Annotated in this window: 13 protein-coding genes; 9 read left to right on the forward strand and 4 right to left on the reverse strand. The window is 55.8% G+C overall.

What is annotated here, in order from left to right; all coding sequences use genetic code 11:
• The 4 genes from Q0915_RS07265 (at position 1) to Q0915_RS07280 (ending at position 4,495) form a co-directional block, all read left to right on the forward strand.
• Positions 1-603, forward strand: coding sequence for a flavin reductase family protein (locus tag Q0915_RS07265; protein WP_299481385.1), 603 nt, complete (start codon positions 1-3; stop codon positions 601-603).
• A 301-nt stretch (positions 604-904) separates the two neighbouring features.
• A complete protein-coding gene (locus tag Q0915_RS07270) occupies positions 905-2,206 on the forward strand; it encodes a transglycosylase SLT domain-containing protein (protein ID WP_299481388.1) in 1,302 nt (433 codons plus the stop codon).
• 102 nt (positions 2,207-2,308) lie between these two features.
• Entirely contained in the window at positions 2,309-3,463 is a 1,155-nt protein-coding gene (locus Q0915_RS07275; protein ID WP_299481391.1) for a DUF2336 domain-containing protein, read from the forward strand.
• Between the two features lie 159 nt (positions 3,464-3,622).
• Positions 3,623-4,495: a DMT family transporter gene (locus Q0915_RS07280; RefSeq protein WP_299481394.1), complete on the forward strand. Its 873-nt coding sequence runs from the start codon at positions 3,623-3,625 to the stop codon at positions 4,493-4,495.
• 2 nt (positions 4,496-4,497) lie between these two features.
• Here Q0915_RS07280 and Q0915_RS07285 read toward each other — a convergent pair whose 3' ends face one another.
• The 4 genes from Q0915_RS07285 to phnX all read right to left on the reverse strand — a co-directional run bounded on the left by Q0915_RS07285 (position 4,498) and on the right by phnX (position 7,903).
• A complete protein-coding gene (locus tag Q0915_RS07285; RefSeq protein WP_299481398.1) occupies positions 4,498-5,028 on the reverse strand; it encodes an Hpt domain-containing protein in 531 nt (176 codons plus the stop codon).
• 104 nt (positions 5,029-5,132) lie between these two features.
• Entirely contained in the window at positions 5,133-5,945 is an 813-nt protein-coding gene (locus Q0915_RS07290; RefSeq protein ID WP_299481401.1) for an NAD kinase, read from the reverse strand.
• A gap of 135 nt (positions 5,946-6,080) precedes the next feature.
• Positions 6,081-6,914 carry a trypsin-like serine protease gene (locus Q0915_RS07295; protein WP_299481404.1) on the reverse strand — a complete coding sequence of 278 codons (834 nt, stop codon included), beginning with the start codon at positions 6,912-6,914 and terminating at the stop codon, positions 6,081-6,083.
• A gap of 206 nt (positions 6,915-7,120) precedes the next feature.
• A complete protein-coding gene (phnX, locus tag Q0915_RS07300; RefSeq protein ID WP_299481407.1) occupies positions 7,121-7,903 on the reverse strand; it encodes a phosphonoacetaldehyde hydrolase in 783 nt (260 codons plus the stop codon).
• 470 nt (positions 7,904-8,373) lie between these two features.
• Between phnX and cyoA the strand changes: the two genes are divergently transcribed.
• The 5 genes from cyoA to adhP all read left to right on the forward strand — a co-directional run bounded on the left by cyoA (position 8,374) and on the right by adhP (position 13,386).
• Positions 8,374-9,294: a ubiquinol oxidase subunit II gene (cyoA, locus tag Q0915_RS07305; RefSeq protein WP_299481410.1), complete on the forward strand. Its 921-nt coding sequence runs from the start codon at positions 8,374-8,376 to the stop codon at positions 9,292-9,294.
• Positions 9,294-11,333, forward strand: coding sequence for a cbb3-type cytochrome c oxidase subunit I (locus Q0915_RS07310; protein WP_299481413.1), 2,040 nt, complete (start codon positions 9,294-9,296; stop codon positions 11,331-11,333). Before cyoA ends, Q0915_RS07310 begins: the two co-directional genes overlap by 1 nt.
• Positions 11,333-11,938, forward strand: a complete 606-nt coding sequence (cyoC, locus tag Q0915_RS07315) for a cytochrome o ubiquinol oxidase subunit III (protein WP_299481416.1) — start codon at positions 11,333-11,335, stop codon at positions 11,936-11,938. Before Q0915_RS07310 ends, cyoC begins: the two co-directional genes overlap by 1 nt.
• Before the next feature lie 10 nt (positions 11,939-11,948).
• On the forward strand, positions 11,949-12,254 hold the full coding sequence (gene cyoD, locus Q0915_RS07320; RefSeq protein ID WP_299481419.1) for a cytochrome o ubiquinol oxidase subunit IV: 306 nt from the start codon (positions 11,949-11,951) through the stop codon (positions 12,252-12,254).
• Between the two features lie 115 nt (positions 12,255-12,369).
• Positions 12,370-13,386 (forward strand): alcohol dehydrogenase AdhP, encoded by a 1,017-nt coding sequence (gene adhP / locus Q0915_RS07325; protein WP_299481422.1) that lies wholly within the window; start codon positions 12,370-12,372, stop codon positions 13,384-13,386.
• The last annotated feature ends 57 nt before the right edge of the window (positions 13,387-13,443 follow it).

Genomic DNA, 13,443 nt, shown 5'->3' on the forward strand with positions numbered 1-13,443 from the left:
ATGTTTTACGATACTGAGCTTAACGATCATGGTCTGCCGCACAATCCTTTCAAGGCCATCGTATCCCCGCGTCCAATAGGTTGGATCTCCACGCTCGATGGCAACGGTCGCGCCAACCTTGCGCCATACAGTTTTTTCAATGCAGTGGGTGATCGCCCGCCGATCGTGATGTTTTCGTCATCGGGTTACAAGGACAGCGCCGCGAATGTCGCAGAAACGGGAGAGTTCGTCTGCAACATGGCGAGTTGGGATCTGAAGGACGAAATGAATATCTCATCAGCTGCTGTCGGCAGCGAAACGTGCGAATTCGAACTGTCCGGACTAGAGATGGCGTCTTCGCGCTTGGTGAAAGCGCCCAGGGTCGCCAGAGCAGTGACGGCACTTGAGTGCAAGCATCTTAAGACGTTGCGGTTGGAAGATCTCAGCGGCGCCGAAACGGATAACTGGATCGTATTCGGTCAAGTTGTCGGCATCCATATAGATGACAGCATCATCGTTGACGGCAAAGTGGACGTGACCCGTTTCAAACCGCTCTCGCGGCTTGGTTACATGGAATATGCGGCAATCACGGAAGTCTTCGATATGGCTCGGCCGAAGGTCTGATCTTTCTTAACACGTCAATCGTTGCGAAAAACATGTACCAGGGACATGCGACTCGGAAGTCCGACCGATTCCGGTCAAAAAGGTGCGATCAACGATTTGCTCTTTTCCCAAGAAAAAGAGCTATTTCCGGTCGATTTCCACTTTTCCTGCATTCAACATGGTGAGATGTGCCTAAGGCTGAAAGAAAACGCAGAGACAATTGCTTGGATATCAACTGCGTTATGCCTCGTTAAGGATTTGTTAACCATTCAGGCGCGAAAGTTAACGAAGTAATAATCAGTTCCGTCGAGGAGACAGGGTCATGCATGTCGCTGACACACCCTCGGTCGCGTCTCGGATCGAGCTTGCGTTTCAGTCTGCGAGTAGCTCAACGGGTACGTCTTTCGACTACCTTGTGAAAACGGCTGCGCGCGAATCCTCATTCAATCCATCGGCGAAGGCCAAGACTTCCAGTGCAACGGGTTTGTTCCAGTTCATTGAGTCGACGTGGCTTGAGACGATGAAAGAGGCCGGCCCCAAGCATGGTCTGGAGAAGTTTTCCGATCAGATCGAACGATCGAAAAGCGGAAAATTCTATGTAAAGGACGCTGAAGTGCGGCAGGAGATTCTCGATCTCAGAAAAGATCCGGAAATCTCTTCAATGATGGCCGGTGCACTCACGCAGAAGAATTCCACCTACCTTGAGCGAAAGATCGGGCGTACGCCGACCGACGGCGAACTTTACATGGCGCATTTTCTCGGTGCACACGGCGCGAGCAGGCTGATTGATGCCACAAATGCCAATCCCGAGATGCGCGCCGACAAAATGTTCTCGTCGCAGGCGCGCGCCAACAAACCGATCTTCTTCCACAGCAACGGCAAGGCCCGTTCGATGCAGGAGGTTTACGAAGTTATCGTGTCCAAGCACGACGCGGTGACGATGATTGCCGAGGCGAACACCAAAACCAATCTGAGAGCGCCAGGCGTGTTGACGAGCGTTGCGGCGTTGCCTGCGTCGAAACCGGTAAGTGGGGCACCGGCCCCAGGCCAGGAACAGTTCGACCCGCTTTCACTTGAAAAAGCAACGGCGTTCGCGATGCGTTCCAAGCCGCTGTCTCCGGCACAGCAGGCTGCCGTGGCCGCAGAACTGCCTACTTCAAATACGCTTGCCTTTGCGCAAACGTCGGTTCCGCTCCATCAAAGGGAAAACGCAACATCGGCCGAAGCCGGTTCGTCTCAGGAAACTGGAGCTGAGCGGGCGGTTGCCACGGCCGCAAGGCCAGCTGCACCTCAGGATCCAAAGGAAGCCGCGATCAATGGATCATCGGAGAGCATCGCAACCAGCCGGGTTGTTTCCGCCTTCGCGGCTACAGAAACCTCAAGCCCTTTTGAGGCATTGTTCCGAAATGACGAGGAATCCTCTGAAGCGGGTGTGAACCCGAGATTCGCAGCAGCTTTTGCTGCCGTGGAAGAAGCTGCGATGTTCAGCGCTTTGACGGGGGCGTCGAATCAAGTCGCCGCGCAGGAACTTGCACTGGCGGATCAGGGCGGTCCGCTCGATTTGACACGATTCTTGAGATTGAAAGCAGAAGAGGAGCAAAAGGACCTGCTGCCACCTGCCTGACGAAGTTTCGGCTCGCAGATATTGGCAAAATTATGGTGAACCGATCGTTAACGTCTTTAGTGCCAGAATACCGACTGACTCGCACAAAGACTGATTGCCGCCATGACCGCACAAAACCTTTTGCAATTGAATGAAGATGAAAATCTCGACAACGACATTGTTGCTGCAAGCGAATTTGCACAACGATATTTGGCTGCCGAGCAAGGCAGCCAGGAGCAGGCAAGCATGGCTGCCGCGCTGACCGTGCTCCTCGATGACCCGAGCAGGGGTATTCGAAAGGCAATCGCCAGTGTTTTGGCATCAAGTACCTATGCCCCCGCTCATGTGGTGCGATGCCTTGCAGGCGACGTCGATGAGGTTGCCGTTCCCATTCTGAAATCCTCCCCGATTCTTTCGAATGCGGAGCTGGTCGATCTGCTCGCCGAAGGCAGCGATGCTGTCCAGTGCGCAATCGCCGAGAGAGAAGGGCTGCCTGCGGCGATTAGTGCTGCTGTCTGCGAAGTTGGAAGTGAGAGGGCCTGCCAGGCGCTCTTGAGCAACTCGAGCGCTCAGGTGCTGCAATCCTCAATGCTACGGCTTGCTCAGAGGTTTGAAGATCGCCCGGACATCTGCGATCAACTCCTGAAAACTGCAGACCTTCCGCTGGCAAACCGCTATGAGTTACTCATGCGCCTTGCCGAAAGCCTCGACGACCATCCGATCGTTCTGGAGCGTGTTCCTGAAAACCAGAGGCATACATTCCTCAGCGATGCGGAAGACAAGGTTGTTCTGAGACTGGCGCTCGAGGCGACGGAAGAGGAGCTTCCGGATTTTGTCGAACACTTGCGGCTTCGCGGAAAGCTCAATACGCGTCTGCTTCTGCGCTCTGTTTGCTGCGGGCGCTTGCGTTTCTTTGCGGCGGCCCTTGCCAATCTCGGACAAGTGCCGCTTCCAAGACTTGCCAGGCTGCTTGTGACTGTCCGGCGTTCTGCGCTTCAGGCTGTCCTCAGAAAAGCCGGACTGCCGCTTCGCGCGCATCAGGCTTTTCTTCTGGCGATAGACATTGCACGCCAGGCGGATGCGGACTTCACCTATGACCTTGCTCTTGACGAAGCGCGGATGCTGACAGAGACGCTGCTTGAGGAAATGCAGGACGGGGCCCTCGGTGCCGACGAAGATGTTGCCGCTTTCCTTCGCCGGTTTGCGATTGAAGTTGCGCGGCTTGAGGCGAGGCTGCTTGTCAAGAACGGCTCGCTTCAGATAACGGCAGCCGCCTGATTTGTCTCTGTGTTAAGCTCGCACCAGCACAGTCTCTGCAATCAAATCTTCAAAACCGGTCTGCAAACGTGGATATGCGGCTTGCCGGGTTATTCGGCCGGTGATTAGGTGTCGTCCTGTTTTCTACAAGGTGGCACCATGCTCTCTTCGGCGGCTAGCGTGCGCTCACAAGCAACGGTCGGCATCCTGCTCATGTGCGTTGGGATCGCCAGCCTCAGCATAAGTGACGCAATCGCAAAAGCACTAACGGCTGGCTATCCGGTCATTCAGATCCTTTTCATTCGCAACCTCATTGCACTCCCGTTCGCGGTGTTAATTGCGTTGAAAATGGGTGGGGTAGGTGCGTTGCGTTCCTACAGACCGACCGCCCATCTGCTGCGCGGCATTCTGTGGCTGCTTGCAGCCATGATATTTTTCACCAGTCTGAAGCACCTGGATATCGCGGAGGCAACGGCACTTGTTTTTGTAGCGCCTGTTTTCATCACCGCGATCTCCGCGCTCTTTCTGAAAGAAATTGTCGGTTGGCGGCGCTGGCTTGCGGTTTTGGCAGGTTTTGTGGGTGTTCTGATCGTCGTAAGGCCTGGTGCCGGGACATTCCAGTCAGCCTCGGTTCTTCCCGTAATCACCGCAGTTTTTTACGCGGTTCTGATGATCAGCGCCCGCTGGGTGGACCCTCGTGAAAGTGTCTGGACGCTTATGCTTTACCTTGTCGGAGCCGGTGCTCTGCTCAGCGCAATCTTTACGCCGTTTGTGTGGGTTGGCATCCAGGCAGCGGATATCTGGATGTTTTTGGGCATTGCGATATTCGGCACGGCCGGAATCACTCTGATCACGCAGGCCTTCCGGTTTGCGCCGGCTGCAACCGTTGCGCCGTTTGAATATAGCGCGCTTATCTGGGCAACGTTTCTTGGGTGGTTTTTCTGGAATGAAATACCGGACATGCTGACGTATGTCGGTGCAGGTGTAATCATCCTGAGCGGGTGTTACATTGTGATCGGCGAACAGCAGATCAGCACCAAAAAGACGGACTGACCCTATACAGCGTCGGCTTCGTCCTTCTTGGGAAACTGCTTCAGAAAGTCATCGGTCACGATTGTAAGTGTCTCCAGCAGCTTGACACCCATACTGTTTCCGTCGTCCTTGGCGCCTTCCATGACCATTGCGCGGATGGCCGCGACATAGCGTTCGGCCAACTCGGCCGGAAGCTTTTCCACCGAGGGAACGGTTTCAATCAGATGGCAGAAGCTTGCGGCAACCTGTCCCACCAGCGGGAAACCAAGCGTAAGCGCCTGGCCCTTGATGTTATGTGCTGCCTGAAAGAGGGGCGCGACAGTCTCGTCCGACATTCCGTCAGACTGAACGCCTTCCCACGCCTGCATCAGAGACGCCGTCTCGTTGACCATCCAGCTTCCGAAATGGGTTGAAAGCCGGGCGATCGCAGCCTCTGCGGCCTTGACCGGATCGAATTTCTTGGCTTCCCGCGGCGTTAACTCGCGCACCTTGCTGCGCAAATTGTCCGGTGGCGTCAAGATCTCGTAGTCCTGGTCCAGTGCGGTATCGGCCATGGCTGAATAATTCTCCAAAAGCGCCTTTGTGCGGCGTTCCGGGCCTATTATCCGAGCACAGGCTTAACAGGGTGTTGCCAGTGCAGTGTTTCAAGAATTTATCATTAATACCGGAACATTTCGGTGAGGATCCGCTCGTCCCAACCGTGATCTGAATCGAACATGATCAAGCCCTGGACCGTTGCAGACTCGCGGACTGTCACGTGTGTCACACGCCGGATCTCGGTGTGATCAGCTGACGCGCTTACCGGGCGCTTCTTCGCTTCGAGGATTTCGATCTCTACCTGAGCCCTGTTTGGTAGCAGAGCACCACGCCAACGACGCGGACGAAACGCACTGATCGGGGTCAAGGCGAGCAGCTGTGCCGAGATCGGCAATATGGGGCCGTGAGCCGACAGGTTATAGGCTGTGCTTCCAGCAGGTGTTGCAACGATGATGCCGTCGCAGACAAGCTCCTCCAGCCTCATCCTGTCATCGACGGAAACCTTCAGTCGCGCGGCCTGTGATGTCTGTCGCAGAAGGGAGACTTCGTTGATTGCAAGCGCTTCATGGACGTTTCCGTTTTCATCGAGCGCTGTCAACTCCAACGGTCGGATCGTCGTGATGTCGGCTTTCGACAGCCTCTCGACAAGTTCATCTTCACGATACTCATTCATGAGAAAACCGACCGAACCTCTGTTCATTCCGTAGATCGGCTTTCCACTGCTCATATGGGCGTGAAGTGTCTGGAGCATCAGCCCGTCGCCACCGAGTGCGACGATGACATCGGCGTCCTTTACAGCCACATTGCCGTAGAGGTTTGACAATGCCTCTATGGCACGTTTTGCGTCGTCAGTTTCGCTCGCGACGAATGCGAGTTTTTCTGGCGAGACAGGCGTGAAATCGGTCGATGCCGGAGGGGGCGATGCTTGGTTCATAGTCCAGCGATCTTCTTTGCAGACGGCGATCCCGGCGGCTGGTCAGGTGCCCGGTTTGAGCTTGCAGCCACCAAGCTGACAACGAGTACCTTAGCCCGCAATTGTCCTGACCGGTAGTGACTTTTTACTTTCACTTCAATTCGGCTGCGACTGAAGCTCTTGATTTGTCGCGGGAATCGGATCTTCGACGGGCTTTTCGCATGTTGCCGTCTCCACGAGATCCTGCCATTCCAAAAAGGGGACCACGATAGAGCGCTCGTCATTTATCTTGGCCGACATCACCGCTGCAACACGTGGGCCGAACAGGGTGTTGACCATGAGCGGTCCACCTGACGCGCCCGTCTCCGTATTGCAGTCGGTTATCCAGACATTCGAATTTGCGCCGATCACAGAGCACGAAGACACGACCGTCGGCAGGAATGGCCGGCTGCGTCTGTATCCGACGGACAGAAAACGGGTTGACGCTTGAAGACGCTTGGATTCTTCCTGCGTCAGGGGCGGCAATGGAAAGAGGTCGCTGGGTTCCTTCAAAACGATAAGACCAACGTCCTTGTGAATCTCGCTGATCCTGGGGCGTGAACGCGAGACATAGCCTTCAACCGTCAGCAGACATTCGGCCTCCAGTCGCGCTGCGTATTCATCGCGCCGGACACCTGCAATAAAGAACACTTCGTCGGCGGGGATGACCTTTTGCGTTTTTGGTGAAACGATGCAATGCGCGGCTGTCAGGACCACATTTGGCGTAACCAGGGTCCCGGTGCAGCTGGAAACCGAACGATACCCGCCACGGTTCACGCGCCCAATGGAATGCCAGGGGTAGTCTGTGCTGTCGATGACCTTCAGTTCTGCAGTAGCGGCGGCTGGGGGGACTGGCCCCATCAATGCCACAACAACGAGAATTGCTGTCAGCCTGACCATGTTCTTCAAAAGGGTCAGGGCAGACAGTTCGCTTCTCTGGGATTGATGCATAGTGTCCGGCCCTGCCTCATTCAACACGTTGGCGCCCACGCGTATCAACAGTTCCCTTTTCCAACGCGAAGCTTTCTAGTGGCCATAGTAGTCCCAGACTTTCATTCTTGCCAACGACCTTTCGTTGTGGTGCCGGCGACCGAACGCACACAAGATAACTGGTGACGCCAACAAGAGCTTTCATCAGTGGACTATCCAGGCGTTCGTTATGCGGCGTCCAGCTTGTCGATCAATGACGGCAGGTCGGCAACCGTATCGATGACGTGGTCTGCACCCGCGTTCTTAAGCTTCACCGTGGCGTGCCGGCGCAGAGCGTCGATTTCCGATTCTGAGAGAGCGGCGAGTTCAGCTGGCGTCTTACCTGCGTAGTTCCCCGACAAGGCGAGGCCGACGGTCAGGCATCCTGCCGACACACCTTCGGCGATACCGGGGACTGTGTCGTCGACCTTGATCACGGCCGCCGGCGGATAGGCGACGAGGTCTACAAAGCACTTGTACATTCCAAGCGGGCCGGGGCGTCCTTCTGGCAGGTCATCGGAACAGACCAGATTGTCCGGCTCATAGCCTTGTTCGGCTGCTTTCGGCAGGACATGCTCCATGATCGAACGGGTATAGCCTGTCGTAGAGCCGATTTTCAAACCTCTTTCCCTCAGGGACCTGATCATGTCTGCAGCGCCCGGCACAAGTTCGGCGTAATCCGCAACAACCTTTTCGTTCATGGGCACGAACACTTCATAGACGCTGTCGACATCCGCATCGGTCGGAACACTGCCGTATTTCGCCTGCCATTGCGCTGAAATGTCGGGGTCGTCCATCATGTCGCGGATGTGATCCCACTTCGGTTTGCCCATTGGACCGCGTGCCTGATCGATCGTCGCGGTGATCCCGAAGGTCTCGTATGCTTTGACGAAGACGCCCATTGGCGCAAATGACCCGAAGTCGATCATTGTTCCCGCCCAGTCAAAGACGACGGCTTTGAATTTGCTCACTTTGTTGTCCTTGTGAGGAGATGTTGGCGATTGTTTTCCCGCCAATTGCAAAGGCAGTCAAGACACTGCGGCGTGCAGTCTGCGCTGCAGTGCCGTAAGTGCGATCAGCGATCCAGTCCGCCGCTTGTCGACACAGCGGAGATCGAAGGTTTGAAGAAGTGGCGGTCACCGCTGTTCCGAACAATCCGGATCCCTTGTTCTTCGGTTTGTTCTTTCGACTGTCGCCATTTGGAGCTCGGGCGATGTCGTGAATTTCAGTTCAAAGTGCGTTGTCTGGGTATGCTTTGACGAATTTCACATCAGTGCTCTTTTAAAGAGCGACACGCTCGGCTACGCTCCAAATCAGTCAGGTTTATTGTTTTTCGTTGCTGTTGCAACCTGTTGACTTGGGGGACGTCGATATTGACTAACCTCTTGTATTTACGGCGATACGGGGCGGATTTGCCCCGGCAGGGGGAGCATATACCAAAGTGAATACCGCGCATTCGTTCCCCCTGGTTGTTAAACGACTCCCGATTATATTCGTACTGGCTTTGACCCTTTTGCTCCAGGGGTGCGGTCTTTCAGACGCGCCGGTGCTTTTTCCGAAGGGGCCGATTGCGCTGGCGGAAAGAGATCTTCTGTTTACTGCCTTCCTTTTGATGATGATCGTGGCGATTCCCGCGATTGTCCTTACGCTTTTTTTCGTCTGGAGGTACCGGAGCGGCTCCGACAAGGCTGCATATACTCCCGACTGGGAAGGGTCCTGGAAAATAGAAACGGTCGTTTGGTTCGTGCCGGCTGCAATCATCATTGTGCTTGGAACGCTCGTCTGGCAGGCCACCCACAAGTTGGACCCCTACAAAGAGCTTGCCTCGGACAAGCCGGTTTTCAACGTTCAGGCCATTGCGCTCGACTGGAAGTGGCTGTTCCTATATCCCGAACTGGGCGTGGCAAGTGTCAACGAACTTGCCTTTCCTGCGGACCGCCCGCTTTCCATTGAAATCACCTCTGATACGGTCATGAACTCGCTGATGATCCCTGCGCTGGGCGGCCAGATCTACGCCATGGCGGGCATGCGTTCCGAACTCAACCTACTCGCGGACGAACCGGGGGTCTTCATGGGGCGCAACACGATGTTTTCGGGCGACGGATTTGCCGACCAGCACTTCAAGGCCAGGGCATTGAGCGAAGAAGATTTCACCAGTTGGAAAGACAAGGTATTGGCTGAAACGGCAAAGCTCGATGCGGAGACGTATCTGGAATTGCACAAACAAAGCGTCGCCAATCCCGTCACCTACTATTCATCCTTCGAGAATGATCTCTTCAAACTGATCCTGCGCAAATATGCGCCGATTGTCGGCCCTTACGAGAGCAAAGCGGCTGAACTCATCTGCAGGGGGGCTGCGTGATGCTGGGGCGGCTGACGATAGACGCAATACCGCTGTACTCCTGGGTTGCGATGGGAGGCGCCGCTGTCACGGTCGGCGGCGGTCTCGCCGTATTCCTGCTGATCACCTATCTCCGCGCGTGGAAAGTGCTCTGGACCGACTGGCTGACAAGCGTCGATCACAAGAAAATAGGCATCATGTACGTGGTCCTGGCACTCGTGATGCTGGTTCGCGGTTTTGTCGACGCTCTGATGATGCGTGCGCAACAGGCGATTGCGCTCAACAGTGAGGGATATCTACCGCCGGAGCATTTCGAGCAGATCTTTTCCTCGCACGGCACGATCATGATCTTCTTCGTGGCAATGCCGTTTCTGACAGGACTGATCAATATTATCGTGCCCCAGCAAATCGGGGCACGCGACGTTGCGTTTCCTTTCCTGAACTCCGTCAGTCTCTGGATGACGGCGGCGGGTGCAGGCCTGGTTCTGATCTCGCTCGCGGTCGGCAAGTTTTCGACCGCCGGCTGGACGGGCTACCCGCCTTATTCAGGCATAGATTACAATCCGGGGGTCGGCGTCGACTATTGGCTCTGGGCCCTGATCGTCTCCGGGGTCGGAAGTACCGCGTCGGGGATCAATTTCATCGTTACGATCGTCAAGAACCGCTGCCCGGGCATGACCTACATGCGCATGCCGATGTTCACCTGGACGACGCTGTGTATCTCGATCCTGATCGCATTTGCGTTTCCGGCGCTGACGGTTGTTGCCGCGCAGCTTGCCCTGGACAGGACGCTCGGCTTTCATTTCTTCACAAACGGTGACGGAGGCAACATGATGTTGTTTGCGAACCTCTTGTGGATCTGGGGGCATCCGGAGGTTTACATCCTCATCCTGCCGGCCTTCGGTATCTTCTCTGAGGTCGTGGCAACGTTCTCGCGAAAACGTCTCTTCGGCTACACTTCGCTGGTCTACGCAACGGCCTGCATCGCCATTCTTTCGTTCACCGTCTGGCTGCACCATTTTTTCACGATGGGGTCCTCGGCAAACGTGAATGCGGTGTTCGGGATTGCAACAATGATCATCGCTGTTCCGACCGGTGTGAAGATCTTTGACTGGATGTTCACCATGTACCGGGGACGGATCGAGTTTCATCCCTCGATGGTGTTTACAATCGGGTTCATGGTGACCTTCGTGATTGGCGGCGTTACCGGTGTGCTGCTTGCACTGCCGCCTGCCGACTATCTGATGCATAACTCGACATTTCTGGTGGCGCATTTTCACAACATGCTGATCCCCGGCGCATTGTTCGGCTACTTTGCAGGACTGAATTACTGGTTCCCGAAAGCCTTCGGTTTCAAGCTCGATGCCAAATGGGGCATCCGATCGTTCTGGTTCTGGATCATCGGTTTCTATCTCGCCTTCATGCCGCTTTATGTGCTCGGGTTCATGGGGATGAGCCGGCGCATGGAGCATTATGCGGATCCGAACTGGCAGCCCTATCTGATCGTTGCGGCGCTGGGTGCTGTCTGTGTTCTATGCGGGATCGTCTGTATCGCGATCCAGCTTTATGTATCGGCGAAAAACTGGGGATCAGCCCGCGATGTTACCGGTGACCCCTGGAATGGACGCACCCTGGAATGGGCGACCGCGTCTCCGCCGGCACCCTACAATTTTGCCGTCCTGCCGGAAGTGCGCGACATTGATGCCTTTCACGAAATGAAGCTCGGCGGCGTCGCCTATCTGCCTCCGGGCCGATACGAGGACATCGTCATGCCCAAGAGCAGCGGGCTCGGGCCCATCCTGGGAGCGCTGTCCTTCGTGCTCGGCTTCGCCATGGTCTGGTACATCTGGTGGCTTGCAGCTGTTGCATTTGTGCTCGCGCTGGTCTGTGTCGGCATACGGGCCAGCGACGACAATACGGACTTTGTGCTGCCGGCCGCCGAAGTCGCGAAGATCGAGGCGGAGCGACTGGGTCAAGTCACCGAAGCTGACATGCATGACATGCGGGATTTTCAGCCGATTGGTCCGGCATCCGGTGCCCCTTTGGCGGGGAGAGTATGATGGCTGACAGCGCGCAGGTTGCCGAACTTCTGGAACACGAAGAGAAAAAGTCGCTGGAGTCGCGCGAGTTCGGCTTCTGGGTCTATTTGATGACCGACGCGATCATTTTTGCGCTTCTCTTCGCGTCCTACGTCGTGTTGTCGAAAAATTCGGCAGCGGGCCCGACGTCAAACGATCTGTTTGACCTTGGGCACACGGCCGGTGAAACGGTCTTGCTGCTTGTTTCCAGCCTGACATTCGGTTTGGCGACGATTGCAATGGCTGCGGGCCAATCCGGCCGGGTCGTTCAATGGTTATTCGTCACGTTGCTGCTCGGGCTTGGGTTTCTGGCCATGGAAATGGTCGAGTTCTACGGCATGATTGCGAAAGGCGCCGGTCCCGGCACAAGCGGTTTCCTGTCAGCCTTCTTTACGCTTGTCGGGACCCATGGTCTTCACGTGGCATTCGGATCTCTCGGGATCTGTGTGATGATCGGTCAGGTTCTGATCAAGGGCTTGACGTTGCCCGTGCGCTCAAGGCTGCTGAGGCTCGGTCTCTTCTGGCATTTTCTCGACATTGTCTGGATCGGGATCTTCTCGGTCGTTTATTTGCCCGGTGTCATGTAGGAGGCGGATCGTGGATCATTCGACAGAACGCAATCTTTCAACCTACCTCACCGGATTTGCGCTTGCCGTCATTCTGACCGCCATTCCATTTGCTCTTGTCTGGGGCGGACTTTTGACCGGGCCTGCCGTTTATGTCGTGATCGCCGTGGCGGCCGTCATACAGGTGCTGGTTCATCTGGTTTTCTTTTTGCACCTGAACCTTAAATCGACACCGGCTGAGAACCTTTTCTTCCTCGTCTTTGCAGCCGTCCTCATTTTCATCATGGTCGGTGGCAGCCTCTGGATCATGATGGATCTCCATCACCGGATGATGTGACCTGCCGGATACATCGCACGTACTTTTTCCCGGGTAGATTGCGCTCGGTCAATGACGACAATCGATATTTCGTGCGAGCAGTTCTCTTGTCTTGAAACAGGCATAGGAGCAGTTCATGTCCACGATGAAGGCCGCCGTCGTTCGCGAGTTCGGCGCACCGCTTGATCTTTGCGAGGTAGAAAAGCCCGAAGTTAAGCCTGGCAAGGTCGTCGTCAAAGTGATGGCGTCAGGCGTTTGTCACACAGATCTCCACGCTGCCAATGGCGATTGGCCGGTAAAGCCGAGCCCGCCCTTCATTCCAGGGCATGAGGGTGTCGGTGTTGTCGCGGAAATCGGGGAGGGCGTTACCTCGGTGAAGGAAGGCGACCGGGTCGGAATCCCCTGGCTGCATTCCGCCTGCGGTCACTGCAAACATTGCACGGGAGGATGGGAGACGCTCTGCTTTGACCAGCAGAATACCGGCTACAGTGTCAACGGCGGCTTTGCGGACTACGTGCTCGCCGATCCAGACTATCTTGGGCATCTTCCCGACGGACTAGACTTCGCGCCTGCCGCCCCTGTGCTCTGCGCAGGTGTGACTGTCTACAAAGGCCTCAAGGAAACCGACACACGCCCAGGCCAAACCGTTGTCATTTCTGGTATTGGTGGGCTCGGGCACATGGCGGTCCAATATGCCAAGGCAATGGGGCTTCACGTCATCGCGGTCGACATTTCGGACGACAAGCTGGATCTCGCCAAAACACTTGGCGCAGACCTGACCATCAACGCCTTCAAGACCGATCCTGTGGCCGAAGTTCAGGCCGGAGGAGGTGCCGAAGGTGTTCTGGTGACTGCGGTTGCCGGCAAGTCCTTCGAGCAGGGCGTCGGCATGCTGGCGCGCGGCGGAACAATGAGCCTCGTCGGTCTGCCACCCGAGGATTTCCCGCTGTCGATCTTCGACACGGTGCTCAATCGCAAAACCATTAGGGGGTCAATTGTCGGGACGCGTTTGGATCTTGCAGAGTCGCTCCAATTTGCCGCCGAGGGAAAGGTTGCTTCCCACTATTCGGAGGAAACGCTGTCGGACATCAACAGCATCTTCGACCGGATGAAAAAAGGTACGATAGACGGCAGGATCGTCATGGCGATCTGAATGCAAACCTTCTCTGGCGCCGACAGCCCTTGTATTGCTGCCGGCGCCAGATTCTTG

The organism is uncultured Roseibium sp., assembly GCF_947494555.1.
Taxonomy (GTDB): Bacteria; Pseudomonadota; Alphaproteobacteria; order Rhizobiales; family Stappiaceae; genus Roseibium.